The organism is Streptococcus pseudopneumoniae, from assembly GCF_001074975.1.
Lineage (GTDB): Bacteria > Bacillota > Bacilli > Lactobacillales > Streptococcaceae > Streptococcus > Streptococcus pseudopneumoniae_D.
Genome location: NZ_JUUO01000028.1, coordinates 24,091 through 50,345 on the forward strand (window position 1 = coordinate 24,091; position 26,255 = coordinate 50,345).

General features: G+C 41.5%; 28 protein-coding genes and 1 pseudogene. 1 reads left to right on the forward strand and 28 read right to left on the reverse strand.

Features of this window, described 5'->3' with window-relative positions; all coding sequences use genetic code 11:
* Positions 1 to 192: 192 nt before the first annotated feature.
* The 12 genes and pseudogenes from alaS to budA all read right to left on the reverse strand — a co-directional run bounded on the left by alaS (position 193) and on the right by budA (position 11,726).
* A complete protein-coding gene (alaS, locus tag ADI86_RS01255) occupies positions 193 to 2,811 on the reverse strand; it encodes an alanine--tRNA ligase (RefSeq protein WP_049531453.1) in 2,619 nt (872 codons plus the stop codon).
* A 21-nt stretch (positions 2,812 to 2,832) separates the two neighbouring features.
* Positions 2,833 to 3,318: an LURP-one-related/scramblase family protein gene (locus ADI86_RS01260; RefSeq protein ID WP_033688504.1), complete on the reverse strand. Its 486-nt coding sequence runs from the start codon at positions 3,316 to 3,318 to the stop codon at positions 2,833 to 2,835.
* A 434-nt stretch (positions 3,319 to 3,752) separates the two neighbouring features.
* The gene (locus tag ADI86_RS01265) at positions 3,753 to 4,373 is read right to left on the reverse strand and encodes a tetratricopeptide repeat protein (protein ID WP_049531454.1); all 621 of its coding nucleotides are present in this window, start codon (positions 4,371 to 4,373) and stop codon (positions 3,753 to 3,755) included.
* 97 nt (positions 4,374 to 4,470) lie between these two features.
* Positions 4,471 to 4,656: a hypothetical protein gene (locus tag ADI86_RS12165; protein WP_239822281.1), complete on the reverse strand. Its 186-nt coding sequence runs from the start codon at positions 4,654 to 4,656 to the stop codon at positions 4,471 to 4,473.
* A 38-nt stretch (positions 4,657 to 4,694) separates the two neighbouring features.
* Positions 4,695 to 4,911, reverse strand: a pseudogene (locus tag ADI86_RS12535) (helix-turn-helix domain-containing protein); the annotation flags it as partial.
* Between the two features lie 355 nt (positions 4,912 to 5,266).
* Positions 5,267 to 6,337 (reverse strand): ABC transporter substrate-binding protein, encoded by a 1,071-nt coding sequence (locus tag ADI86_RS01275; protein ID WP_049531455.1) that lies wholly within the window; start codon positions 6,335 to 6,337, stop codon positions 5,267 to 5,269.
* Positions 6,334 to 7,107, reverse strand: a complete 774-nt coding sequence (locus tag ADI86_RS01280) for an ABC transporter permease (protein ID WP_049531456.1) — start codon at positions 7,105 to 7,107, stop codon at positions 6,334 to 6,336. Before ADI86_RS01280 ends, ADI86_RS01275 begins: the two co-directional genes overlap by 4 nt.
* The gene (locus tag ADI86_RS01285) at positions 7,104 to 7,910 is read right to left on the reverse strand and encodes an ABC transporter permease (protein WP_049531457.1); all 807 of its coding nucleotides are present in this window, start codon (positions 7,908 to 7,910) and stop codon (positions 7,104 to 7,106) included. Before ADI86_RS01285 ends, ADI86_RS01280 begins: the two co-directional genes overlap by 4 nt.
* A complete protein-coding gene (locus tag ADI86_RS01290) occupies positions 7,891 to 9,048 on the reverse strand; it encodes an ABC transporter ATP-binding protein (protein ID WP_000742900.1) in 1,158 nt (385 codons plus the stop codon). Before ADI86_RS01290 ends, ADI86_RS01285 begins: the two co-directional genes overlap by 20 nt.
* A 159-nt stretch (positions 9,049 to 9,207) precedes the next feature.
* Positions 9,208 to 10,113, reverse strand: a complete 906-nt coding sequence (murB, locus tag ADI86_RS01295; RefSeq protein ID WP_049531458.1) for a UDP-N-acetylmuramate dehydrogenase — start codon at positions 10,111 to 10,113, stop codon at positions 9,208 to 9,210.
* 119 nt (positions 10,114 to 10,232) lie between these two features.
* Positions 10,233 to 10,982 carry a YhfC family glutamic-type intramembrane protease gene (locus tag ADI86_RS01300; RefSeq protein ID WP_049531459.1) on the reverse strand — a complete coding sequence of 250 codons (750 nt, stop codon included), beginning with the start codon at positions 10,980 to 10,982 and terminating at the stop codon, positions 10,233 to 10,235.
* A 12-nt stretch (positions 10,983 to 10,994) separates the two neighbouring features.
* The gene (budA, locus tag ADI86_RS01305; protein ID WP_049531460.1) at positions 10,995 to 11,726 is read right to left on the reverse strand and encodes an acetolactate decarboxylase; all 732 of its coding nucleotides are present in this window, start codon (positions 11,724 to 11,726) and stop codon (positions 10,995 to 10,997) included.
* Between the two features lie 141 nt (positions 11,727 to 11,867).
* Between budA and ADI86_RS01310 the strand changes: the two genes are divergently transcribed.
* Positions 11,868 to 13,139, forward strand: a complete 1,272-nt coding sequence (locus tag ADI86_RS01310) for a PLP-dependent aminotransferase family protein (RefSeq protein WP_049531461.1) — start codon at positions 11,868 to 11,870, stop codon at positions 13,137 to 13,139.
* Between the two features lie 19 nt (positions 13,140 to 13,158).
* Here ADI86_RS01310 and ADI86_RS01315 read toward each other — a convergent pair whose 3' ends face one another.
* The 16 genes from ADI86_RS01315 to hemW form a co-directional block, all read right to left on the reverse strand.
* Positions 13,159 to 13,974 (reverse strand): ABC transporter substrate-binding protein, encoded by an 816-nt coding sequence (locus ADI86_RS01315; protein ID WP_049531462.1) that lies wholly within the window; start codon positions 13,972 to 13,974, stop codon positions 13,159 to 13,161.
* A 123-nt stretch (positions 13,975 to 14,097) separates the two neighbouring features.
* Entirely contained in the window at positions 14,098 to 14,565 is a 468-nt protein-coding gene (locus ADI86_RS01320) for an NUDIX hydrolase (protein ID WP_049531463.1), read from the reverse strand.
* Between the two features lie 91 nt (positions 14,566 to 14,656).
* Positions 14,657 to 15,310: a phosphate signaling complex protein PhoU gene (gene phoU, locus ADI86_RS01325; protein ID WP_049531464.1), complete on the reverse strand. Its 654-nt coding sequence runs from the start codon at positions 15,308 to 15,310 to the stop codon at positions 14,657 to 14,659.
* An 11-nt stretch (positions 15,311 to 15,321) separates the two neighbouring features.
* Complete coding sequence (gene pstB / locus ADI86_RS01330) at positions 15,322 to 16,080, reverse strand: phosphate ABC transporter ATP-binding protein PstB (protein WP_049531465.1); 759 nt, start codon at positions 16,078 to 16,080, stop codon at positions 15,322 to 15,324.
* A 12-nt stretch (positions 16,081 to 16,092) separates the two neighbouring features.
* Complete coding sequence (gene pstB / locus ADI86_RS01335; RefSeq protein WP_049531466.1) at positions 16,093 to 16,896, reverse strand: phosphate ABC transporter ATP-binding protein PstB; 804 nt, start codon at positions 16,894 to 16,896, stop codon at positions 16,093 to 16,095.
* A 10-nt stretch (positions 16,897 to 16,906) separates the two neighbouring features.
* Positions 16,907 to 17,791 (reverse strand): phosphate ABC transporter permease PstA, encoded by an 885-nt coding sequence (gene pstA / locus ADI86_RS01340; RefSeq protein WP_000543046.1) that lies wholly within the window; start codon positions 17,789 to 17,791, stop codon positions 16,907 to 16,909.
* On the reverse strand, positions 17,781 to 18,698 hold the full coding sequence (pstC, locus tag ADI86_RS01345) for a phosphate ABC transporter permease subunit PstC (protein WP_001070903.1): 918 nt from the start codon (positions 18,696 to 18,698) through the stop codon (positions 17,781 to 17,783). Before pstC ends, pstA begins: the two co-directional genes overlap by 11 nt.
* The gene (locus ADI86_RS01350) at positions 18,698 to 19,576 is read right to left on the reverse strand and encodes a phosphate ABC transporter substrate-binding protein PstS family protein (RefSeq protein WP_049531467.1); all 879 of its coding nucleotides are present in this window, start codon (positions 19,574 to 19,576) and stop codon (positions 18,698 to 18,700) included. Before ADI86_RS01350 ends, pstC begins: the two co-directional genes overlap by 1 nt.
* A 220-nt stretch (positions 19,577 to 19,796) precedes the next feature.
* Positions 19,797 to 21,101, reverse strand: coding sequence for an RsmF rRNA methyltransferase first C-terminal domain-containing protein (locus ADI86_RS01355; RefSeq protein ID WP_049531468.1), 1,305 nt, complete (start codon positions 21,099 to 21,101; stop codon positions 19,797 to 19,799).
* Positions 21,102 to 21,875: an inositol monophosphatase family protein gene (locus tag ADI86_RS01360; RefSeq protein WP_049531469.1), complete on the reverse strand. Its 774-nt coding sequence runs from the start codon at positions 21,873 to 21,875 to the stop codon at positions 21,102 to 21,104.
* Positions 21,865 to 22,143, reverse strand: coding sequence for a UPF0223 family protein (locus ADI86_RS01365; protein ID WP_049531470.1), 279 nt, complete (start codon positions 22,141 to 22,143; stop codon positions 21,865 to 21,867). Before ADI86_RS01365 ends, ADI86_RS01360 begins: the two co-directional genes overlap by 11 nt.
* Positions 22,143 to 22,544 (reverse strand): Spx/MgsR family RNA polymerase-binding regulatory protein, encoded by a 402-nt coding sequence (locus tag ADI86_RS01370; protein ID WP_000631255.1) that lies wholly within the window; start codon positions 22,542 to 22,544, stop codon positions 22,143 to 22,145. The genes ADI86_RS01365 and ADI86_RS01370 overlap by 1 nt, the downstream gene beginning before the upstream one ends.
* A 210-nt stretch (positions 22,545 to 22,754) precedes the next feature.
* Positions 22,755 to 23,372, reverse strand: coding sequence for a TIGR01906 family membrane protein (locus ADI86_RS01375; RefSeq protein WP_000850643.1), 618 nt, complete (start codon positions 23,370 to 23,372; stop codon positions 22,755 to 22,757).
* Complete coding sequence (locus ADI86_RS01380) at positions 23,362 to 24,135, reverse strand: TIGR01457 family HAD-type hydrolase (RefSeq protein WP_000875445.1); 774 nt, start codon at positions 24,133 to 24,135, stop codon at positions 23,362 to 23,364. Before ADI86_RS01380 ends, ADI86_RS01375 begins: the two co-directional genes overlap by 11 nt.
* A gap of 10 nt (positions 24,136 to 24,145) precedes the next feature.
* Complete coding sequence (locus ADI86_RS01385) at positions 24,146 to 24,883, reverse strand: acyl-[acyl-carrier-protein] thioesterase (protein ID WP_000524806.1); 738 nt, start codon at positions 24,881 to 24,883, stop codon at positions 24,146 to 24,148.
* Positions 24,884 to 24,887: 4 nt separating this feature from the next.
* Positions 24,888 to 26,018 carry a radical SAM family heme chaperone HemW gene (hemW, locus tag ADI86_RS01390; protein WP_049531471.1) on the reverse strand — a complete coding sequence of 377 codons (1,131 nt, stop codon included), beginning with the start codon at positions 26,016 to 26,018 and terminating at the stop codon, positions 24,888 to 24,890.
* Between the last annotated feature and the right edge of the window lie 237 nt (positions 26,019 to 26,255).

The following is a 26,255-nucleotide window of genomic DNA, read 5'->3' on the forward strand; positions in this document are numbered from 1 at the left end:
TCTTCGAAAATCTCTTCAAACCGCGTCAACGTAGCCTTTCCGCACTCAAGTACAGCCTACGACAAGTTTCCTAGTTTGCTCTTTGATTTTCATTGAGTATAATAGCAAATGATTACCAAGCCAGGTCCAAACGGATTTGGCTTTTTTCTATTCACAAAAAAGACCTGCCCAAATGGATAGATCTTTATTGTCTTACAATTTACCTGCTACTGCATCCAACAATTCTTGAATCTTAGCTTGGTTGCTTCCTCCCGCCATGGCCATGTCTGGTTTACCACCACCACGTCCATCGACGATTGGTGCCAATTCTTTGACAAGGTTTCCTGCATGAAGGTCTTTTGTCTTGCTTGCTACAAGAACATTGACTTTGTCACCGATAGCAGCAACTAGGACAAGAAGATCAGAGTAGTCTTTTTGTTTCCAGTTATCCGCAAATGTACGAAGGGCACCAGCGTCAGATACAGATACTTGGCTAGCAATGTAACGGTGACCATTGACTTCCTTAACATCCTTGAAGATATCGCCTGCGGCTGCAGCTGCGGCTTTTTCTTTCAACTCAGCATTTTCTTTTTGCAATTGACGAAGTTGTTCTTGAAGTCCTTCTACCTTGTGAGGGACTTCTTTGACTTGTGGTGCTTTCAAGGTTGCTGCGACAGCTTTAAGAGCATCTTCTTGTTCGCGGTAAGCTTCAAAGGCTTCCTTACCAGTCACTGCCAAGATACGGCGAGTTCCTGATCCAATCCCTTCTTCTTTGACAATCTTGAAGAGGCCAATTTCAGAAGTGTTACCAACGTGGGTACCACCACAAAGCTCGATAGAGTAGTCACCGATAGTGACAACACGGACTTCCTTGCCGTATTTCTCACCAAAGAGGGCCATAGCTCCCATTTCTTTAGCAGTATCAATATCCGTTTCAACTGTCTTCACTTCAAGAGCTTCCCAGATTTTCTCGTTGACTTGCTGTTCAATCGCACGCAATTCTTCAGCAGTCACAGCTTGGAAGTGGGTAAAGTCAAAACGAAGGAATTCGACTTCGTTAAGAGATCCTGCTTGTGTTGCGTGATTTCCAAGGATATTGTGAAGGGCAGCGTGAAGCAAGTGAGTCGCAGTGTGGTTTTTCATAACACGGTGACGACGATTTGTATCAATTGCCAAGGTATATTCTTGGTTCAAAGCAAGTGGTGCATGGACTTCAACTGTATGAAGGGCTTGTCCATTCGGAGCTTTTTGAACATTTGTCACAGTAGCCACAAGGTTTCCTGCAGGATCCAAGATTTGACCGTGGTCAGCTACTTGTCCACCCATTTCAGCGTAGAATGGAGTTTCCGCAAAGATAAGAGAGGCAATTCCCTCTGAAACAGCTTCTACTTCTGCATTGTCAGCCACGATAGCCACCAATTTAGAAGACAATTGGCTAGCATTGTAGTTGAAGACACTTTCTACAGTGATGTTTTGAAGAGTTTCATTTTGCATACCCATTGAGCCACCCTTGACAGCTGATGCACGCGCGCGTTCTTGCTGTTCTTTCATGGCTGATTCAAATCCTTCACGGTCCACAGTCATACCAGCTTCTTCAGCGATTTCTTCAGTTAATTCAACTGGGAATCCATAAGTGTCGTAAAGTTTAAATACATCTGAACCAGCAATGACAGATTGACCTTTTTCTTTCAAGTCAGCTACAATGCCTTGGGCAAAGTGTTGACCTGAGTGAAGAGTACGCGCAAATGACTCTTCTTCGCTCTTAACGATTTTTTCGATAAAGTTACGTTTTTCAAGCACTTCTGGGTAGTAGCTTTCCATGATTTTTCCAACAGTTGGAACGAGTTTGTAAAGGAAAGGCTCGTTGATACCCAATTTTTGACCATGCATAGAAGCACGACGGAGAAGACGACGAAGGACATAACCACGACCTTCATTTCCTGGAAGGGCACCATCACCGATGGCAAATGAAAGAGAACGGATATGGTCAGCGATAACCTTGAAGCTCATGTTGTCGCCATCTTGGTCGTAGACCTTACCAGACAATTTCTCCACTTCACGAATGATTGGCATGAAGAGGTCTGTTTCAAAGTTTGTCTTAGCTCCTTGGATAACGGCCACCAAACGCTCCAAACCAGCACCCGTATCAATGTTCTTGTGTGGCAATTCCTTGTACTCACTACGAGGAACAGCAGGGTCTGCATTAAATTGTGACAAAACGATGTTCCAGATTTCGATATAGCGGTCGTTCTCAATATCTTCTGCAAGGAGGCGAATACCGATATTTTCTGGGTCAAAAGCTTCTCCACGGTCAAAGAAAATCTCTGTATCTGGTCCAGAAGGTCCCGCACCGATTTCCCAGAAGTTATCTTCGATTGGAATCAAGTGACTTGGATCCACTCCAACTTCAATCCAACGGTTGTAAGAATCTTTATCATCTGGATAGTAGGTCATGTAAAGTTTTTCAGCAGGGAAGTCAAACCATTCTGGGCTTGTCAAAAGCTCATAAGCCCAAGTGATGGCTTCGTCACGGAAGTAATCCCCGATTGAGAAGTTCCCCAACATTTCAAACATAGTATGGTGACGTGCAGTCTTCCCTACGTTTTCGATGTCGTTGGTACGGATTGCCTTTTGGGCATTGGTAATACGTGGATTTTCTGGGATAATAGTCCCGTCAAAGTATTTTTTAAGGGTTGCTACACCAGAGTTGATCCACAAAAGTGTAGGATCATTTACAGGAACCAAGCTCACTGATGGTTCTACTGAGTGACCTTTGGTCGCCCAGAAATCAAGCCACATTTGGCGCACTTGTGCACTAGATAGTTGTTTCATATTGTCTCCTTATTTACTTGTTTAATGTGATTGGCTTTCCAGCATTTCCACATAGTCAATCGCGACACAGAGGGAAATGACTAGGTCTGCATAAGCGTCCTCAAGGACCGTTACATTATAGGTAGATGTCAGATGGAAGAGTTCTTTCTTGATTTCCGCAATCAACTGATCGCGATCATCCAGCAATTTGAAATTCAAATCCCAGATATTGCCCTCGATACGAAGACCTAGATTATCAAACTCATACTTATCTCGCCAGAAGGTCAACTTCTTACGAATGACAAAACTCGAGCCATCCCGAAGCTGAATCTCAAAACGAGGAAGCAAGGTCAAGATTTCTTTACTGATCTGACTGACCTGTTCACCATTAGCATCATAGATGGTAAAAGTTTTGGGGATCTTAAAAAATGATCCCTCTACCTGATAGGCGATTTCTCCCCTGTCATCCTTGATAGCGAATCGTTCGCCTCCAAGACGAAACTTTTGTTTGACAAGAAATGTTTTCATCAACACCTCCAAAAAATCAAAAGACAAGCTCATATCACGAAGGGCGAAAAACCGCGGTACCACCTTCATTCAATGAACTTGTCATTCTCTTATTCTTATGCAATTGTTAAATTGAGTAGCATGACTTTCTAGCTTAGATGGCTCGCAGCACCGCCATTTCTCTGGACTAAGATGATTGAAAATCAATTCTCAACTTTTTTATTATAACGTTTTTTTAAGCTTGCGTCAACTGAAAATCATATCCGTTGAATCAGAGCAATTTCCTGTATCTTTGATTACTCTTTCAGGAGAACAAAATTAGCCAATATAATTGTTGATATTAAACAAATCCAAAATAACATATTACTCTCTCGCTTTAATATTATCTAGACTGTCAATTGCATATCTACATTCTTTAAGATAAAGCAAACTAATAACAAAATCTAAATTTAAAATCATTCATTAATCAATTCCTCAATTTCCTTTATCCCTTCAAATTCTCCAACACTTTCGAAAAGTTCTATAGCTCGTTTGAAATGTGTGTTGGATAATTCCGTATCTTCCAAGGCTAAATAGATTTCACCTAACCCTCTATAGCTACAAGCTTGAGAAATTACATCATCAGTCTCTAAAGATTGTTCCAATGACAGATTCATGAATGTAAGAGCCTCATCAAGATTGTTTAATTTAAATCTCACATAGCCCTGTTCGTAATTATTCACAGCTTTCTTTAGATTATCATTTGGAAAATGCTCTTCAACTATCTTCTCTTCATCTTCAATAAGTTTTAAAGCCTTATGAAAATCCCCCTGATCTCTGTAGATCATAGCTAATTGATGTAAGCCAATGTGTTCATTTTCTTTATCTTCATTTTGTTGAGCCAATAAAATGTATTTCTCAAAGATATGGGTACATGAAGCATAGTCTTTTTCTGCCAATAATAAATACCCCATCAGATTTAATAGGCTAAAATCTGTACAGGTATCAATGGAAAAATCTTGTTCAACCAACTTTTTAGCTTCTGATGTTTTTCCCTCCAGAAACAAGTCCCAAGCTGTATCAATTTTAGAGTCCATCTATTTCCCCCTTCAACTACAAACAACCTTCATAAAATAGAATCACTCAACAAGAATATACTATTCTCTATCTATTGAGGCTTAATCTTATAAACCATTAATCTGCATTAAAATAATCATAAACCTCTTTAAAGAGAGTCGGCAATATTCCTTGCTCTTCTTTGTCTAAATTATATTCAGAAACTAGCTCATCCATATAGTCAAATACAGTGAAATGTTTTTTTATTCCATTCATAACAAGCGCAAATTTCAAATCATTAAGTTTATCTTTTAACTTCTTCATATCAATTCTAGTGATTGGATGAGAAATACCATCTAGAGTACTATAAATCGTTTTTCCTAGTAAATAATCTGTCGTGGTATCAAATAATTTTGCTAATTTGACAACGACGTCTAAATTAGGCTCTAAAGTTCCATTCTCCCAACGAAAATAAGTACCTTGTTATACACCAATCATCTCAGAAATTTGTACCTGAGTTAACTTCTTGATCTTTCTCAGTTCCTTAAGACGAGCTCCAAAAGAATCATTATTAAACATTGTATCCTCTTAAATATTCTAAACGGTATAAAACGGAATTATTCCATAAGGAATATTTATTTGAAGATTAAAGATTCTATTGAGAATATTATAGCATAAAAGGAGGTAAAAGCGTATGTAGCTAGTAGTCAATTTTAAAAATTTTAATGAAGCAATTTTAATGAAGGAGATAGAATTCAACAAATAAAAAAATCTTGAAATAAATGCGCCGTTATTTCACTTATCACTATTTTTATCCTCAATTTTCATATTACTAAACACAGCAACTATCATAGAAAAACATACAGTTACAAAAATTGCCTTTTACATAAAAAAACGAACCAGCTTGACTGATTCGTTCCGTGACTGCTAACTTCTACTTCCGATACATTTTAAACTGTAGGAAGAGGTCGCTATATTTTCCTGTCCATTTATGGTCAAATTTCTCATAAACTTCTAGGTGTTTCATGGTTTCAGCATCTGGATAGAAGGCTTTGTCTTCTTTTTTATCCTCTGGGAGTAATTCCTTAGCTGGTAGGTTTGGTGTTGAATAGCCGACATACTCTGCATTTTTGAGGGCATTTTCGGGTTTCAACATAAAGTTGATAAAGGCATAGGCTGCATCTTGGTTTTTGACTGTTTTGGGAATGACCATATTGTCAAACCAAAGGTTGCTGGCCTCAGTCGGTACTACATAGCGTAGATTTTCATTTTTTTCTAGCATTTGGCTGGCTTCACCAGAGAAGGTCACACCGATTGCAGCGTTATTCTGAATCATGTATCCCTTCATTTCGTCTGCCACAATAGCCTTTATATTTGGAGTCAGTTTATAGAGCTTATCTACTGTCTCTTCCAACTGCTGTGGATTTTTAGAGTTAAGGCTGTAGCCTAGGGAATTGAGTCCGAGTCCCAGCACCTCACGCGCCCCATCAAAAAGCATGATAGAGTTCTTATACTCTGGTTTCCAGAGGTCATCCCAATGCTCAGGTGCTTCATCAACCATGGTTTCATTGTAGACAATTCCCAAGGTTCCCCAGAAGTAAGGGATGGAGAATTTATTGCCTGGGTCAAAGGACTGGTTGAGGAACTCTGGTCCGATATTTTCAAGACCTTCAAGTTTTGAATAGTCAAGCGGTACCAAGAGGTCTTCATCCTTCATCTTGTTAATCATGTATTCACTAGGAATGGCAATATCGTAGGTTGTTCCACCCTGCTTTATCTTGGTATACATGGCTTCGTTGGAGTCAAAAGTCTCGTACTGGACTTGGATTCCTGTTTCTTCTGTGAACTGAGTCAAGAGTTCTGGATCGATATAGTCACCCCAGTTGTAGATAACCAGTTTTTGACTATCTCGGCTATTGATTTTACTGTCTAGATGCGTCGCAATTCCCCACAAGACGAGGATAATCGCTACAATTCCTGCTAAAAATGAATAGAATTTTTTCATGCTTGCTCCTCCTTCTCACGTGAGATAAAGTAATATCCAACCACTAGGATAATACTAAAGAGAAAGACAAGGGCAGACAGGGCATTGATTTCTAAGGAAATCCCCTTACGAGCACGAGAGTAAATCTCGACCGAGAGGGTTGAAAAGCCATTTCCCGTTACAAAGAAGGTCACGGCAAAGTCATCTAGCGAATAGGTGAAGGCCATGAAATAACCTGCAATGATAGACGGAGTCAGATAAGGAAGCATGATTTCCTTGAACATCTGAAATTGACTGGCTCCCAAATCATAGGCCGCATGAATCATATCCCCATTCATTTCCTTGAGTCGAGGCAAGACCATCAAGACCACGATAGGAATCGAGAAGGCCACGTGACTAGATAGAACGGTCAAAAAGCCAAGTGAAAACTTGAGTTGAGTAAAAAGAATCAAGAAGCTGGCACCAATCATAACGTCAGGTGCAACCATGAGGATATTATTAAGTGAAAGAAAGGCTTCTTGGTATTTCTTACAAGACTGATAAATGTAAATAGCACCGAAAGTCCCGATAATGGTCGCTATCAAGGCTGATAAAAAGGCCAAGAAAAAGGTCTGGGTCACAATCAACATGAGGCGACCATCGCCAAACATGGTTTTAAAATGGCTCAAGCTAAAACCTGTAAAGCTGTTCATGTCGTTTCCTGCATTAAAGGCATAGCCAATCAAGTAAAAGATTGGCAGGTAGAGGACAAGAAAGACCAGTCCCAGATAAAGATTGGCAAATTTTTTCATCGTTCTCTCCTTTCCTTGGTCACCCACATGGTGATGAACATAGTCAGGATGAGAATCACACCGATGGTGGAACCCATACCGTAGTTGTCATTGGTTAGGAAGTTCTGCTCAATGGCAGTCCCCAAGGTGATAACGCGGTTCCCACCAATCAAACGGGTCAGCATGAAGAGGCTCAAGCTGGGGATAAAGACAGATTGAACCCCACTTCTCACTCCGTTCATAGATAGAGGGAAGATGACATGGCGGAAGGTCTCCCACTTGGTCGCACCGAGATCGTAACTAGCATTAATGAGATTGTTATCCATATCGTCCAAGACATTGAAAATGGGCAAAATCATAAAAGGAAGCTCGATGTAGCTTGCGACAAAAATAAAGGAGAAATCGGTAAAGAGCAACTGTTGCGAACCGATTCCGATAAATTCCAAGAATTGGTTAATAGAGCCATTTTGACCAAAAATCCCGATAAAAGCATAGGCTTTAAGGAGCAAATTGATCCAGGTTGGCAGGATAATCAGCATGAGCCAGAGTTGACGGTGCTTGAGACGGGTCAAAAAGAGGGCTGTCGGATAGCTGATAAGCAAGGTCACAAAGGTCACAATTCCTGCATAAAGCACAGAGTTAAAGCTCATTTTGAGGTAGGTCAAATTTTGTGACGCAAAGTAAGACTTATAATTTTCTAAACTGAACTGGCCTTCGATATTGAAAAAGGATTGACCGAAAATCAAAACCAAGGGTGCCAACACAAAGAGGACGATCCAGAGAATGTAGGGCACTACAAAGAGTTTAGAGCTTGTTTTCTTCATCTCTTTCCTCCTCGATTGCATTGATCAAACCTGCTTCTTGCTCTTCGATTTCCACGTACTCCTCGATACGAGCATCAAACTCTTCTTCTGTTTCGTTGAGACGCATGATATGGATGTCTTCTGGTTCAAAGTCCAGACCAATTTCCTCACCCACGATGGCCTTACGAGTCGAGTGGATCATCCATTCATTTCCAAGTTCGTCATAGGCGATAATTTCATAGTGAACCCCACGGAAGAGCTGAGTATCCACCTTAACTTGGAGCTTGCCTTCTTCAGGAAGGGTAATCCGCAAGTCCTCTGGACGAATAACAACCTCAACAGGTTCATTCGGCTTCATCCCCCCATCAACTGCTTCGAAGCGTTTGCCGTTAAACTCAACCAAGTAGTCCTCAATCATGGTTCCTGGCAAGATATTTGACTCACCGATAAAGGTCGCAACAAAGTGGTTAATCGGCTCATCGTAGATATCCACAGGTGTTCCAGACTGGACAATCTCGCCATCATTCATAACAAAAATCCAGTCACTCATGGCGAGAGCTTCTTCCTGATCGTGAGTGACAAAGACAAAGGTAATGCCCAATCGTTGTTGCAGTTCCCGCAGTTCGTACTGCATGTCTGTTCTTAATTTCAAGTCCAACGCTGACAAGGGTTCATCCAACAAAACCACACGGGGTTGGTTGATGATAGCACGGGCAATGGCCACACGCTGACGTTGTCCTCCAGAGAGTTTACGGATGGAACGTTTTTCATAACCTTCCAACTGAACCATCTTGAGAACTTCCGCTACGCGTTGCTCGATTTCTTTCTTGTCAATTTTACGCAAGCGGAGTGGAAAGGCAACATTTTCAAACACATTCATATGTGGAAACAAGGCATAGGATTGGAAGACTGTATGGACGTCTCGCTTGTTGGTTGGGATGTCATTGATACGGACTCCGTCCAGCAAAATATCTCCTGTCGTCGCATCCAGTAACCCTGCAATGATGTTTAGGATGGTTGATTTTCCTGAACCAGATGCGCCTAGAAGAGTATAGAACTTCCCTTCTTCCAACTCAAAGTTGATGTCTTTGAGAACCTTGGTGTTGCTGTCTTCAAAAACTTTAGAAACGTTTTTGAATTCAATAATTGGTTTTTTCAATTGTCATTTATTCCTTCTTTTTCATAGATTAACAGATTAGGGCTCTGTCAGGCCGCTACTACCTCTTGTAGGAGATTGAACTGCCTACATTCTTCTGCACTAACGATAGGCTTTCACCCCCTTTCTATGATATAGCAGCAGCTTTTTAACTAAAACTTCCTACTTGCTTTCACCCAAGATACGTACTTCTCTCTCAAGAGTGACGCCAGAATGTTCCTTGACTTTTTCAATCACAGACTCAATCAAGTCCTCGTAGTCTTTGGCCGTTCCGTCAGCAACATTGATCATAAAGCCTGCATGTTTTTCTGAGACTTCGACACCACCGATACGGTAGCCTTTTAGACCCGCTTCTGAAATCAATTGTCCTGCAAAATGCCCGACTGGACGTTTAAAGACAGAACCACATGATGGATATTCCAAGGGTTGTTTGAGTTCCCGAAGGTGGGTTAAGCGATCCATTTCTTGTTTGATGGTCTCATAATTCCCAGGAGAAAGTGCGAATTTAGCTGATAAGACGACTGCTCCAGAATCTTGAATAGCTGAATGACGATAACCAAAGGCTAAATCATTGACTGATAAAGTCTCGATTTCACCTTCCTTGGTCAAGATCTGACAGGATTGCAGGATATGTGCAATCTCACCACCGTAGGCACCAGCATTCATAAAGACAGCACCACCGATACTTCCAGGAATACCACAGGCAAACTCAAATCCTGTCAAACTATGGCGAAGAGCAATGCGAGTTGTTTCAATCAAGTTAGCCCCTGCTTCTGCTTCAATCGTATACCCATCAACCGAAACATTGTTGAGCTTGTCACACATAATGACAAAGCCACGAACTCCGCCTTCACGGACGATAATATTACTAGCATTTCCAAGAACCATCCAGGGAAGGTTTTCCTGATTGGCAAATTTCACCACGCGAGCCATCTCGTAGCGATTACGAGGAAAAACCAAGTAATCTGCCTTCCCTCCGACTTTGGTATAGGTATAAGTTTTCAATGGCTCATCGAAACGAATATCAATTCCTTCTAAGGTTTCTTTTAATTTATCTAATACAGTCATCTTTCTTATCCTTTTATAAAATCCATCCCATTATACCATTTTTAGCGATTTTTTTCGACGATTTGAGAAGCTTTTTTATTCACGCAAGTAAAAAAAGAGGTTAGACCTCTTTTGCATGATTATTTTTTATATAAGATAGTTTTTGTAAAGTATACCAATAGAACAACTTCCACTGTTAGAACTCCTTCGACTAGAAGGGGATTTGAAATCCAACCAACCTGAGATAGACTTGGAGCCAGATCAAAGAAGGCGTGCAAACCATAAGCAGTTACCAGATAAATCCAATTCTTTTGACGAACTCCTTGATATACCCAGAAAGAGAGACCGATTTGCATAACCATAGCCAGCACACGCTCAACACCGAGTAAATAAACCTGCCATCCAGATAGAGATTGAACTGTTTCAAGTGAATTTTTTGGAAGGAGATTTGCCAAATCTGGATTTGAAGACTCTAATAACGAGAAAAGGATCAAAAGACTAATCAAGCTTCCCATTCCGAGGTAGAGTAATTCCAAACCACCATGACCAAGTCCATAGGCGAGGGCATCCGAATCTTCCAAAGTTCTTTTCTTCTCCAACCATTTAAAGAAGACAAGTCTAGCCGTTTCTTCAAAGAGAGCTGCCATAGTGATTCCATAAAGGACGTATAGAAAAGGATGCTCCTGCATAAGCGAAATGGTTCCATCTTTTTGCGGATGAAGAACGAAAAGGTGAACAATTTTCTCCAGTACCTGAGATGAGACAAAAAATGCAACTGCCCCAAGGCCTAAAACTGAAAGGTTAATCTTGTATTTCTTTTTTGAGAACCAAATGGCAGCTATGAGAAATACAAATAAAACTAGCATTGTGATTATTACATGAATTTTCATACTTGTCTCCTTTTATTCTGCCTTTTCAATATCTTTTTTCATCTCGTCAACATTGAACTTGGCAAACAAGTATTGACGATCTTGGACTGGGAAACGTTGGTCCAACTGGTCAACTGCTCCCACCTCGATAATGCCTTCCTTGATGACAAAGTCCATGACATGTCCACCGAAAGTCAAATCATCTGAGATGAAGTGCAGATGATAGCCCGCCACACTAACCCCATGGAAAATCTCAGGCGTCCAGAAACCAACAATGGTCCCCGCCACATTGTCACGACTATATTCTGGTTGATGGGTTGCAACATCAGCAAACTTGGTATCTGGTGTCGACTTGGGAATCATGCGCACATGCATATGCGAAAATTCGCCACGAATCTTAATAGAACGGAAAAGATTTTCTCCATCATAGTATGATTCAATTCGTTTTTCTAGTTCCTTATCAGTCATTTCAAAACGCTGACGAAAAATAACTTCTGCCTGGTGGGGTACAACTGCTGCATAGGGAATAAGCGCGTCTGGTGAAACTTCCACGATTTCAGGCTTCTCACCTGAACCCTTAGCTTGATAGGCTTTACCATCTAAGACAATCAATTCTCCATCAATAGAGTCCAAGGTTCCTAGTCCTAAATCTCCATGTTCAAGCAATTCACCAACGGTCATTGTCCCGCCGTAAAGTCCTGCCATCAAAGCTCCTAAGGTATTGTATTGGAATAATTTAACTGGTTCTTGCACGTTCTTATCCATTCACTTTCTTGTCTATTATTCTATAAATCTTACTCCTAAGTATACCACATTTGCCCCTAGATGTGAACGAGAGAAACACTCTAGACATTGCCAAGAAGCAAAAAAAAGGGTACAATGTAACAAAATCAAGGGAGGTCTGGAATGAAGAAACAAAGCAAGTACCAAGAGGTCGTATCTTATCTGAAAAATGGTATTGAGTCGGGACGCTTTCCGACGGGAAGTCGCCTGCCTTCTATCCGTCGACTGAGCCTTGACTTCCACTGTAGCAAGGACACCATTCAACGAGCCTTGCTTGAATTACGGCACGAACAATACCTCTACGCCAAGCCCCAGAGTGGCTACTATGTCTTAGAACAGGGGCAACACCAGGACCTAGAAATCGAAGTCACTGACGAACATGCCAGCGCCTATGACGATTTCCGACTCTGTGTCAATGAAACCTTGATTGGCAGGGAAAACTACCTCTTCAACTACTATGACAACCAAGAAGGTTTAGAAGACCTAAGACAGTCCATTCACCAGCTCCTCTTTGACCAAGCCCTCTACTGCAAGGCTGACCAGCTGGTATTGACTTCTGGGACCCAACAAGCCTTGTTTATCCTCTCTCAAATATCCTTTCCAAGCCTAGCAAAGGAAATCTTGGTGGAACAGCCGACCTACCATCGGATGAATCGTCTCTTGATTGCTCAGGGATTGGACTATCAAACGATTGAACGAGGCATTGATGGGATTGACTTGAAGGAACTGGAAGGCCACTTCAAAACAGGAAAAATCAAGTTTTTCTACACTATTCCTCGCTTCCACTATCCTCTGGGGCATTCCTATTCTGAGCAGGACAAACGGGCTATTCTTGACTTAGCTGCCAAGTACGGTGTCTATATCGTAGAGGATGACTATCTAGGTGATTTGGAGTCCAAGAAGGGCCAGACCTTCCACTATCTGGATACAGAGGAGCGCGTCATTTATATCAAGTCCTTCTCAACCAGCCTTTTTCCAGCCCTGCGGATAACAGCACTCATTCTTCCAAATACTATCAAAGAAGCCTTTGTGGCCTACAAAAATATCCTAGACTATGACAGTAACCTCATCATGCAAAAGGCCCTGTCACTCTATATTGACAGTCAATTGTTTGAGAAAAATCGTCTAGCTCGCTTGTCCAATCAGGAAACTTACCAAAAACAACTCGAGGAAAGACTAGCTAACACTCCTTGTCCCCTTCCTCACTTTCCCCTACACGATGGTTTATTGCTAGACCTCAGACAATATCCTAAAATCGCTAGTCTCAAACACAGCCAACTGGGCTTAGACTTCTTTGAAGAGGCTTACTTGGATGCCTGCCCTTATCAATTTGCCAAGGTGTCCTTAGAAAATCTGGAAAATGTTTTAAACTATTTAAAAGCAGAATTGGAATGATCTCCAACTCTGCTTTTTCTTATTGTTCTACTTCTGTTAGGCTTGCTGCTTTTTCAAGATAGCTTTGGTAGGTTCCTTCATCCTTGAGTTTTTGGATGACCTTGTCCACCACTTCTTTCAAATCAGCACTATTTTTTCTAAGGGCAACTGCATTGGCTTCTCCGTCCTTCATCTTCAAGCTGACAGTTGCGACAGCTAAGTCCGCATTTTTAGCAGCGTAGCTAAGAGCAACAGGTTCATCCATATGAACAGCATCTACTTTTCCAGCCTGCAATTCATTGACTGCTTCACCCATATTGGTTAGGGAAGTCAACTGAGCTTTTGGCAATTGTTCCTTGACCATAGCTTCTGGAACAGTCCCTTTTTGGGCCGCAATATTAGCACTTTCAAGGCTTGTTAAATCCTTGTATTTTTCTACATCAGCCTTACGAACCAAGAAACTAATCTTGTTTTCATAGTAAGGGATTGAAAAATCAAAGACTTCTTTTCTCTCGTCAGTAGCGCTAATTCCCGCAACTGCTAGGTCAGCTTTACCAGTTTGAAGACTGGTCAAGACATTATCAAAACTCATGCTTGAAATTTCCAACTTAACCCCAAGTTCATCCGCAATCGCTTGGGCCATATCAATGTCCGCACCGACTACCTGGTTTTTTCCGTCAACCAAGGATTGGAATTCAAAGGGTGCATAGTCAGGACTGGTCGCCACGACTAATTTCCCCTTTTGCTTAATGGCCTCAATAGCTGACTGAGAACCATTAGAACCTGACTGGCAAGCTACTAAGAAGAAGCTTGCAAGAAAACTACATAAAACAAATATCCATTTTTTAAATTTCATAAATAAACAACCTCTCTGTTAATTTTGTATAATTATAACGCTATTCAAGACACTTGTCAAGTGTTTTTCTTGCATTTTCATAAAATATATTTACAAAAAATAGAAATTCAGTGGTTAGTTTATCTATCTATCTATTGGGAACTTATTTTCAAAAAAATCATTTATCATATCTTGATGCTGCTGGTTTACAATTGCAATATTTTGTATGTCCATATGATCAAAAAATCCTAATTCTAAAGTTTCATCACTTGTAAAAAAATTTGTAGAGATAGAAGTTTCAGATGAAACTAAATACAAAATTGTAAGAACTTGAGCCTCATCACCATTCGGATAACTATCTGAATATTTTGTATAAACATTTAAGAGTTTTTCCAATCTCACTTCGACTCCCGTTTCTTCATAAAACTCTCGCACTAAAGCTTCTAAAGCCGATTCACCTAATTCAATAGCACCACCTGGTAAGCCCCACGTTCCTTTATCTGCTCGTTTTTGTAATAAAATTTTTCCTGATTGACTTAATATTCCACAGGTAAAATTTAAAATAATTTTATCTTTTCCTACTTTTTTTCTTATATTCTGTATGTAGTTCATTATTAACCTCTGACAAAGTAAACCATCAATACAACGAAAGCTTACTATATTAAAAAGTAAGCTTTCACAGTAATTTTATCATTTAAATACTTTATAGTTCTACAATCTTACCTGTTTCAAAGTAAACAACCCATTCACAGATATTCTTGGCATAGTCTCCAATACGTTCCAAGAAGGCAATCACTTGGAAATAATCACGACCTGTAACGATGGCATCAGGATTTTTCTTGATTTCTTCTGTAGCCAAGTCACGAATGCTATCAAAGTAATGGTTGATTTTTTCGTCCATAGCTGCTACTTCATAGGCCTGGTCTACTGAACCATTCAGATAGAGTTCAAGGGCTGCTTCAACGAAATTCTTGACATCGCGCCCCATTCTCTTGATTTCTTCTTCAACAGCTGGGATACGTTGCTCACCCTTCATACGAATTGTCGCTTTGGCAATGGAAACGGCATGGTCACCCATACGTTCCAAGTCAGATACGGCTTTTAAGACTGTTAAAACTGTACGCAAGTCTTGAGAAACTGGTTGTTGAAGGGCAATCATTTCAAATGATTTCTTCTCCAATTTCACTTCGTATTCGTTTACTTCTGCATCGTCTTCGATGACTTCTTTGGCCAAATCCCGGTCATGCGTAACAAAGGCACGCACTGTACGATTGATTTGGGATAGCACTTCTTGTCCCATAGCATAGAACTGGTTGTGCAATTTCTCTAAATCTTCCTCAAATTGAGAACGTAACATCTTTTATCTCCTTATCCAAATTTTCCTGAAATATAATCTTCTGTTTCCTTGTGTTGTGGGTTGAGGAACATCTTCTTGGTATCGTTAAACTCAATTAAATCTCCATCTAGGAAAAATCCTGTCTTGTCAGAGATACGAGAGGCTTGTTGCATAGAACGCGTAACCAAGAGCATGGTGTATTTATCTTTTAGACCATACAAGGTTTCCTCAATCTTACCAGCAGAGATAGGATCCAAGGCTGAAGTCGGTTCATCCAAGAGAATGATTTTAGGACTGGTTGCCAAGACACGGGCAACACAAACACGTTGCTGTTGTCCACCTGAAAGCCCGATAGCTGAATCATGCAGGCGATCCTTGACCTCATCCCAGATGGAAGCTCGTTGCAAGGCTTTTTCTACCGCTTCATCCAGAACCTGCTTGTCTTTCACTCCATTGATACGAAGCCCGTAAACAACATTTTCGTAGATAGTCATAGGGAAAGGGTTTGGTTGTTGGAAAACCATACCGATTTCCTTACGCAATTCAACTGTATCTGTACGTGGGCTGTAAATGTTGTGACCGTTGTAAACCACCGAACCAGTTGTGGTTACCTCTGGATTGAGATCCCCCATGCGGTTGATAGCCTTGAGGAGGGTTGATTTCCCTGATCCAGATGGACCAATCAAGGCTGTAATTTCCTTAGATTGGAAAGATAGGGAAACACTATTCAAGGCCTTTTTTTGATTGTAGTAAACGGACAGGTCTGACACCTGTAAAATCGCTTCTGTCATACTGTTTCCTTTCTATCCAAAGTGGCCTGTTACGTAGTCATTAGTTGACTGTAGTTTGGCATTTTGGAAAATATTAGACGTCTTATCATACTCAATCAAGTCACCCAAGTAGAAAAATCCTGTGTAGTCACTAGCACGCGCAGCCTGCTGCATACTGTGGGTCACGATGATGATAGTAAAATCCTTTTTCAATTCCAACATGGTTTCTTCCAGCTGGGCTGTAGCAATCGGATCCAAGGCTGACGCAGGCTCATCCATCAAGAGGATATCTGGTTTAACAGAGATAGCACGCGCGATACAAAGACGTTGTTGCTGACCACCTGATAGGGTCAAGGCTGACTTGTGCAAATCGTCTTTGACCTGGTCCCAAAGGGCAGCCTGACGGAGAGAAGTTTCCACAATTTCATCCAAGACTTGCTTGTCCTTAACCCCTCCACGTTCATGAGCAAAAGTGATATTGCGGTAGATAGACTTGGCAAAGGGATTTGGTCGTTGGAAGACCATTCCGATGTGCTTACGCATCTCATAGACGTTAATTTCTGGACGGTTGACATCAATCCCTTGATAGAGGATTTGACCTGTGACCTTGGCAATATCAATAGTATCATTCATACGGTTGAGACTGCGGAGGTAGGTTGATTTTCCTGAACCAGAAGGGCCAATTAAGGCTGTAATTTTATTTTTTTCAAATTGCATATCGATGCCCTTGATGGATTCTTTTTTACCGTAGTAAACATGTAAATCCTTAGTAGAGAGGGCCACTTTCTCTTCAGGAAAGGTGATGATATGCTTTTCATCCCAATTATATTTTGACATGGCTTCTCCTTTAGGCAGCGGTTAATTTCTTATGTAGGTAGCTTCCGAGTTTGCGGGCTCCAAAGTTAAAGATGAGGATAAAGATAAGGAGCACGGCCGCAGAACCTGCTGATACGATAGTTCCATCAGGAATGGTTCCTTCACTATTGACTTTCCAGATATGGACAGCCAAGGTTTCTGCTTGACGGAAGATAGAGATTGGGCTAGTAACACTGAGAATATTCCAGTTAGACCAGTCAAGAGCTGGAGCGGATTGTCCTGCTGTATAGATAAGAGCCGCAGCCTCACCAAAGATACGACCAGAGGCCAAGACAACCCCCGTGACAATACCTGGTAGAGCTTCTGGAATGACCACATGGACCACAGTCTCCCAACGAGAAATACCCAGAGCTAAGCCAGCTTCACGTTGCGTATGGTGAACGTGTTTCAAGCTATCTTCAACATTTCGAGTCATCTGAGGAAGGTTAAAGACCGTCAAGGCCAAGGCACCTGAAATGATTGAAAATCCATACTCAAACTGAACTACAAAGATCAAGTAACCAAAGAGACCCACAACCACCGATGGCAGTGAAGACAAGATTTCAATACAGGTTCTGACAAAATTGGTCACAGGACCTTTTTTGGCGTATTCAGCTAGGAAAATCCCAGCCCCCATAGACAAGGGCACAGAGATAATCAAGGTAATGACCAAGAGGAAGAAGGAATTATAGAGCTGAATTCCAATCCCTCCGCCTGCTTGGTAAGAAGATGATTTGCCCGTCAAGAAAGACCAAGAGATATGGGGCAAACCACGAACCAATATATAAAGAATCAAGGATGCCAAGATGGCAACAATAATCCCTGCAATCGAGTAGAGGACAGCTGTTGCAATTTTATCTAATTTCTTAGCGTGCATAGTTTTTCTTTCCTCTTTCTTTCGTAATCAATTTAATCACACTGTTGAAGGCCAAACTCATCAAAAGCAAGACTAAGGCCAAGGACCAGAGAACGTTATTGTCAACTGTTCCCATAACGGTATTTCCAATACCCATGGTCAAAACAGAGGTCAAGGTTGCAGCAGGTGTTGTCAATGAAGTTGGGACAACGGCTGAGTTTCCGACTACCATCTGAATAGCCAAAGCCTCACCAAAGGCACGCGCCATTCCAAAGACAACAGCGGTGAAAATCCCTGAACGCGCTGCCTTTAAGGTTACGCGCCAGATGGTTTGCCAACGAGTGGCTCCCATAGCCAAACTGGCTTCGCGGTAGTGACGAGGTACCGCACGCAAGCTGTCCGTTGTCATAAAGGTTACCGTTGGTAAAATCATGACAAAGAGAACGAAAATCCCTGACAAAATCCCAAAACCAGTTCCACCAAAGACACTACGGACAAAGGGAACTACGACCTGCAAACCGATAAATCCATACACGACTGAAGGAATCCCGACCAGCAATTCAATGGCTGGTTGCAAGATTCTAGCACCTTTTGGTGAGACCTCGGTCATAAAGACTGCCGCACCAATGGCAAAAGGAGTTGCGATAAGGGCTGATAGGATTGTGACAATAAAGGAACCCAAAATCATAGGAAGTGCACCAAATTGTTTACCTGAAGGATTCCAAGTTTGTCCAAAAAGGAAATCAAAGATATTGACTCCATTGACAAAGAAGGTCGACAAACCTTTTTGGGCTACAAAAATCAAAATCATAGCCACAATGATGACAATCAAAGACAGACAGGCAAAGGTCAAGCCTTTTCCAAGTTTCTCTAGACGAGAGTTCTTTGAGGGAGAAAGTAATTTTTTAGCTAATTCTTCTTGATTCATTATTGACTCCCTTCTAGTGCTGTCACCGTTCCTACAGCATCTTTTTCAACCTTCATTTCCTTGACAGAAATATAGCCCATCCCCTTAACGATTCCACTTTGCGCTTCATCTGAGAGGACAAAGTTGAGAAATTCTGCCACCAATTCGTTCGGTTGACCTAGGGTGTACATGTGTTCGTAAGACCACAAAGGCCAGTTATTGCTTGTAACATTTTCTGAAATCGACTCATAGCCGTTCAATTTCATGCGTTTCACTGAGTCATCCACATAGGCAAAAGCTAGGTAAGAAATGGCTCCTGGTGTCTGGGAAACAATGTTTTTGACCATCCCATTTGAATCCTGTTCTTGACTCTGCACGGCAGATTGACCATCCATGATAACACTATCAAAGGTTGCACGCGAACCCGAACTTGCCGCGCGGTTGATAATGGAAATGGCTAGGTCTTTCCCACCGACTTCTTTCCAGTTGGTCACTTGACCTGTGAAGATGCTACGGAGTTGCTCAGTTGTCAGATTTTCAACATCAACTTCCTTATTTATAATGACTGCCAAGCCCGCTACGGCTACCTTATGATCCACTAGAGCGGATGCGTTGATACCGTCTTTTTCCTCGGCAAATACATCTGAATTTCCTACATCAACGGCTCCAGACTGAACCTGAGACAAACCTGTACCAGATCCTCCACCTTGGACGTTGACTGTTTTTCCAACGTGCAGAGAGCCAAATTCATCTGCTGCTGCTTCGACCAAGGGCTGAAGAGCCGTTGAGCCAACAGCTGTCATGGATTCTCCACGATCAATCCAGCTAGCACATCCCGCCAACGAACCTGCCAACAAAAGAGCTGCAAGGGATAGAGCGAGTTTTTTCCTTTTTTTCACTGTTTTTCTCCTTGAAAATAATGGTGAATGGTTTGAATTTTTTCAACTATTTATTTATGTTTTTCTTTTGAAAATTGGGAGCCAACTGAAGTTGCTAGCCTAGTTTTACTAGAAATTTGCTCAGTTACCTTGCCCACCAATTTTGACTTAAAATGAAAGACAATTTGAAAAAAATCCATACTTCCACTATAACATAGACAAGCTACTTTGACTAGCATTTTCACTTGAATCTAAGGCCTTTTGGAAAATAATTTTTCAAAATATTTCCAGTCACCTTAGCAAAGCCCAAACCATTTCCTTGAACCAAAACTTGGTACCAACCATTTGGCAGACTTTCCGCCAGCTGAATGGTTTCTCCAGCCACATACTTTACAAACTCTTCTTGATCAATTGTAACGGACTGCTTGACCTGACTCGGTTTCAAGGCTAGTCCAAGAGCGAAACTAGGCTCAAAGCGTTTCTTCTTAAAGGTACCCATATGCAGTCCATTCCGAGCAATCTTGAGCTTCCCTAAATCTGGCAAAAGTTCGGGCAAGAGATAAAGTTGGTCACCAAAAGTCTGCAAGATTCCCCTTAGATTGACCTTCAAATGTTTTTGGGCAAATTCCTGCCACAAGGTAACTTGTTCTCGGCTGAGATTGCTCTTACTTGTCTTAAATTTAGGTGCTGGATTTTCTCCTTTAAATTGTAAATGGGCGACAAACTGACCCTCTCCCTTAAACTGATGAGGGTACATACGAGCTGTTTCTGGCAGGTCAATTCCAGCTACCATTCCATTGATATGCTCTACTGGTAACAAATCAAAATCATACTCTTCCAGTAGCCAATTGACAATCTCTTCATTTTCCTCGGGGGCCCAGGTACAGGTTGAATAAACCAAGCGACCACCTTCAGCTAGCATGGTCACTGCATCCTCCAGAATTTCTCTTTGCAAGCTAGCACATTGACTTGGATAATCTAAGCTCCAATAGTCCATAGCATCTGGTTGCTTACGAAACATCCCTTCACCAGAGCAAGGAGCATCAAGGACAATCAGGTCAAAATAGCCTTTAAAAACCTTGGCCAAGCGGTCAGCAGATTCATTGGTCACCACAACATTTGTCGCTCCAAAGCGCTCCATGTTTTCTACTAAAATCTTAGCCCGTTTGTTTGAAATTTCATTGGAAACAAGGAGACCCTCCCCTGCTAGATAGGCTGCTAGTTGAGTTGATTTTCCACCCGGTGCAGCGGCCAAATCCAGAACCTTCATACCAGGACTGGGTTGGGCTACCTGAGCCACCATCTGGGCAGCAGGTTCTTGCGAATAAACTAAACCAGTAGCATGCTCTGGCGATTTTCCTGAAACCTTACCATAGTGACCCCAAGGAGTTTGAGGAATAGCATCAGGAAAGGAAACTAGCGCTTCTTTTAAAGGATTGACCCGAAAGGCCGAAACCGCTTCCTCCTCAAAAGAGGCAAGAAAATCTCTTGCCTCATCTCCTAGTATCTCTTCATATTTTTCAACAAATCCTTCTGGAAATTGCATTTAAGTTCTTTTCCTTTCGTAAATATAGGACTGAATTTCCTCCTGCATCTCAAGAGGTAGCATCATGACCGGCTGTCTGGTTTGAAAATCAGGAGCTTCACCAGATAGGGTCACCACCCGATAGCCCAGACCTTCTCCTAAAATACTAGCGGCAGCATAATCCCATGGTTGCAGATAAGTGACATAGGTCAACAAACGCCCTGACAAAATCTTGGCAAAACTAATGGCCGCACTCCCATAGACACGTACACCGAGGACCGCTCGACCCAAATCAGCCAAGCCCCATTCATTAGTTTCCAACATACCACTATTTCCCGCAATGAGAAAATCTCCAAGTGGTTTTGCTTTAAAGGAAGCTAGGGCCTGATCGTTTCGGCAAACCGGAAATTCCCCACCACCGTGGTAACAATCCCCCTTGACCACATCATAAATCAGTCCAAACTTCCCCTGACCATTTTCAAAATAAGCCATCATGACAGCAAAATCTTCCTGCTGGGCGACAAAGTTATTGGTCCCATCAATGGGATCAATGACCCAAACCTTGTCCTCTTGAACCGAAGCTCGCAAACAGCCTTCTTCAGCGCAAATCTTATCCTCAGGATAACGGGACAAAATCTCACCAACCAATAGCTCTTGAACTTCCTTGTCCAGTCTGGTCACCAAATCTGTTGGAGAGGACTTGGTCTCAACACGCAAGTCTTCCTGCATGTGGTCAAGGATGTACTGGCCCGCCTTCTTAACAAGCTCTTTAGCAAATTCAAATTTACTTTCCAAGAGAAATCTTTCCTTCCCCTTTTTCCTTGGCAGCCTGAACTGCTCGGTAAAGCGAATAACCACTAACTGTTTCAAATTCTCGTCCCAAACGTTTCTCTTCGCTCTTGCTTGGCACAATCACCTTGAATCCCTTATAGGAGTCCAGTAACTTTTCAGCCTCTACCTTGCCTTCATAGGCAGCTTCAACATCATTAAAAAAAGAAAGCACTGAAGCAAGTTCTTCAGTGCTCCACGACAAATCTAGTGGGTAACTATACTGTTTGTTCATTAACTAATACCAGCTCTCATTCTTGCTTCTTTTAGTTCTTGCTTACGGTAACTACGAGGGAGAAAAGCACGAATTTCATCTTCATTAAAACCGATTTGCATGCGTTTGGCATCAATAATAATGGGACGACGCAAAAGACTTGGATACTGCTCAATCAAATGAAGCAATTCCGATACCGAGATACTCTCTACATCAATATTCAATTTTTGAAAAATTTTTGAACGAGTTGAAATGATGTCATCAGTACCATTTTCGGTCAAGGAAAGGATGTGTTGCAATTCTTTTCTTGTTAAAGGACTGGTCATAATATTGTGTTCCTCAAAGGGCACCTTATGTTTTTCTAACCAGGCCTTCGCCTTACGACATGATGTACAGCTCGGTGATAGAAATAGTGTAATCATGCTTTTCTCTTCTTATCTATACTTTGCTACTTCTATTATACAAAAAAATAAAGCGCTTGACTAGGGATTTTTAGAAAAAAAAGCCTATTTTTTCAAGAAAAATAGACTGTTTGCGAACGATTGACACAACTGGATTTGGTTAATTCACTCTTAACGATGGTTTCAAATGATACACATTTTTATATATGCAAATTAAAAACATCTTTCAGTTCACTTCCTACGACTTTTCAGATAAAGATAGCCAAAGAAGCTTTCATAGAGGGCGAAAAAGAGGAGGAAGGCATGAAGGAAGAAGGTCTCTGGCAAAATCAGAATCACTAGATCCTTAGCTGGGTCAAAAAGCCAGGTATCATCTCCCACAAAGAGAATTTGATGGAAAAGAGTAAAGAACTGGTCAAAACCAATCAAAACTCCCCCAAGACCAATCAGCACAGGCAAGACTACTAGAGTCAAAAGCCCCTTACTAAATAAAGATAAAAAGCCCTTTTTCACAATCCCTTTGACAAAGAAATAGAAACTTGGCAGTGTCACTAGAGCTACTAGCTGAACCAAGTGAAAGAGATTCTTGACCACCTCAAAGTGATGTAGCCCAGCAGCTGACGAACGAAAATCTGGCATCTCTAGGACCTGACTAAAAGGATTGGTCAGGTAATTCATCAAGATATGAAAGTTGTACTGAATGGTTTCTGGTTTTAGATAAACTCGATTCGTTAAGTTCAACCACTGAATTTCCAGCGGATAAACAATCCAAGCCAGATAAATGGTCAGAAGGATTGAGAGGGAGAGGAGAAAGAGCATAGAGCTCCAAAAGGTCAATTTAGTTTTCATCAAAGTTCCACTCCGCAAGGCTAGAAACCACATGAGTCGGTGCGATTGGTAGATCTGCCACTTCTTCTGCCTTGGTAAAACCTGTCGTCACCAAGAGCGTTGGAATGCCATTGTCAATCCCAGCCCGGATATCTGTCAGATAGTTGTCCCCAACCATGATCAACTCTTCACGTTGCAAACCTAAGTGCTCAACCGCCTTGGCCATAATGATAGCATTTGGTTTTCCGATATAAACAGGATTCACTCGTGTTGCTACTTCAAGTAGGGTAATCAGTGAACCAGCACCTGGCAAAAGACCGCGCTCTGTCGGGATGTTGAGGTCAGGATTGGTTCCGATAAAGTGGGCGCCCTTTTGAATCGCAAGAGTTGCTGTGGCAAATTTTTCATAGTCTACTTGCCAGTCCAGGCCTACTACCACATAGGCAGGATTTTCCTTGTCTTCCACATAACCAGCCGCCTTGATGGCTTCCTTGAGCCCTGCTTCTCCGATGACATAGACCGTCTTTTCCAGTCCCAAGTCATTCATGTAGTCGATGGTGGCCAAAGTCGCTGTATAGACAGTCGATAGGGGCGTATCAATATTAAAATTCTGAGCCAACATCTCTTGAACACTCTCTGGAGTGCGGGTTGTATTGTTAGTCACAAAGAGATAGGGAATGTCCCGCTTTTGCAATTCATGAACAAAAGCCTCTCCTGCTGGAATTCTATCTTTCCCCTTATAAATAGTTCCATCTAGATCAATTAAATAGCCTTTATATTTCATCTATTTCTCCCTAATCCTTTTCTAATTCTTGCCAAGTAATAATAGCCTGTGCATTGGTAACACCGTCGCTTGTAATCTCATGCTTGCTTTCGAGTCCACTCCGCTCAACAGCCGATGTAATCACCCCACCTGGTCGAACTTCCTTGACATACTTGAGATTGATTTTCTTGGGAATATATTGGGTCAAAAAATCTGCTCCCATGACCTCAAAAATCCAGTCCAGGTATTTACTGTTATTAACATGACCATTCATATCCAAATCGTAAAAACGGACATGGTAATCCTTGCTAATTGGATTTTCCAAGCTTTGATATTTAGGTCCTCGAAGCAATTTTTTGGAAAACTCAGATTGGTAAGGAACCACAATCTCAGGTTCAACAGCATGGACTTTTCGACTGTCTCGGTCCATGAGAACAAAGGTAGTCATCATGTGGATGAGCTCCTGCCCCGCTTCATCATAAATGGTAAAGCGACGGTAGCAAAAAAGTCGATTGTAGCTCAAAGCTTCTGTTTCGATGGTAATTTCTTCCCCAAAACGAGGTAAACGAATCACCTCAATATCATATCCTGCGATGATCCAGACTAAATTATAGTTTTCTAAAATAGTCTTATCACCGACTCCTAGTTCAATAGACTGCATCCCTGAAACTTGTAGTGATAGCAAAACCACATCTGGAAGTTTAATATGACCGTTCATATCAGCCATATCAAAAGGAATTTTCATTTTCATTTGATAAGTTAAGCCCATGATCCTACTCCAAAATAAATCGTTCTGCTACGGTGTCTCCCAAAAAGAGACCTCTCTTTGTCATGCGCACTCGGTCACCCTCTATTTGCATGAGGCCTTTTTGAACCAAGTCTCTGACGATTTCGCCATATAGTTCATCAAAAGACCGGCCAAATTTTTCCTCAAATCGCGCCATGGAAACCCCTGATTTCTTGCGAAGTCCCAAGAACATTTCTTCTTCCATTTGCTCTTTTTGACTCAGGTGCTCTTCTGTAATACGTGCATTGCCTTCCTCAACTGCACTCAGATAATGACGAATCGGACCATGGTTTTTATAGCGAATACCATTGACATAACCCGATGCCCCAGCACCAATGCCATAGTATTCAGCATTGTCCCAATACATGAGATTGTGACGACTTTCAAAACCGGGTTTGGAGAAATTGGAAATCTCATAATGCTCAAAACCTGCTCTCTCCAGCTCTGCGATGATATATTCAAACATCTCCGCTTCTAGTTCCTCCTTAGGCAGAGGTAATTTCCCACGTCGCATTCGGTTCATAAAGACCGTATGGTTTTCTAAAATCAAACTATACAAACTCATATGGGGAATATCCAGCCCAATGGCCTTAGCCACATTTTCCTTGACTTGGTCCATAGTCTGACCAGGTAGCGCATAAATCAAATCAATAGAGATGTTGTCAAAACCAGCCAGTTTCAGACGGTCGATATTTTCATAAATATCCTTCTCCAAATGACTGCGCCCAATCTTTTTCAGCATTTTGTTATCAAAAGTTTGCACACCTAGTGAAACACGATTGACAGCCGAGTTCTTCAAAACAGCAATCTTATCCGCGTCCAAGTCGCCTGGATTGGCTTCAATGGTCAACTCCTCCAAGACAGACAAGTCCAAGTTTTCAGTCAACCCCTTCAATAATACCTCTAGTTGTGACGCTGACAGGGCTGTCGGTGTTCCTCCACCGACGTAAAGGGTTCGTAACTTTTGAATGTCATAAGAACGAAACTCTTCCAGCAGATGCTCCAAATAGCTATCTACCGGCTGATTTTTGATGAAAACCTTTGAAAAGTCGCAATAATAACAAATCTGGGTACAAAATGGGATGTGCACATAGGCTGACGTTGGTTTTTTCTGCATAGTCTTATTATACCACAAAAAGCGAACAATACTTAGAATTCCGTTTAACAAAATCCTAGCATTGTTCGCTTTCTTTATCTAATCATTCTTTGTATTTTATAACTAACACGATTACCAGAACCAATCTAGTTTGTCTTTACAATACAAAAGAATGAATGTTCATCTGACTAAATTTTTAGTCTTCTTTTTTCTTACGAGCTACAAGTCCAAATCCACTCAATAGTCCAAGAAGTCCTA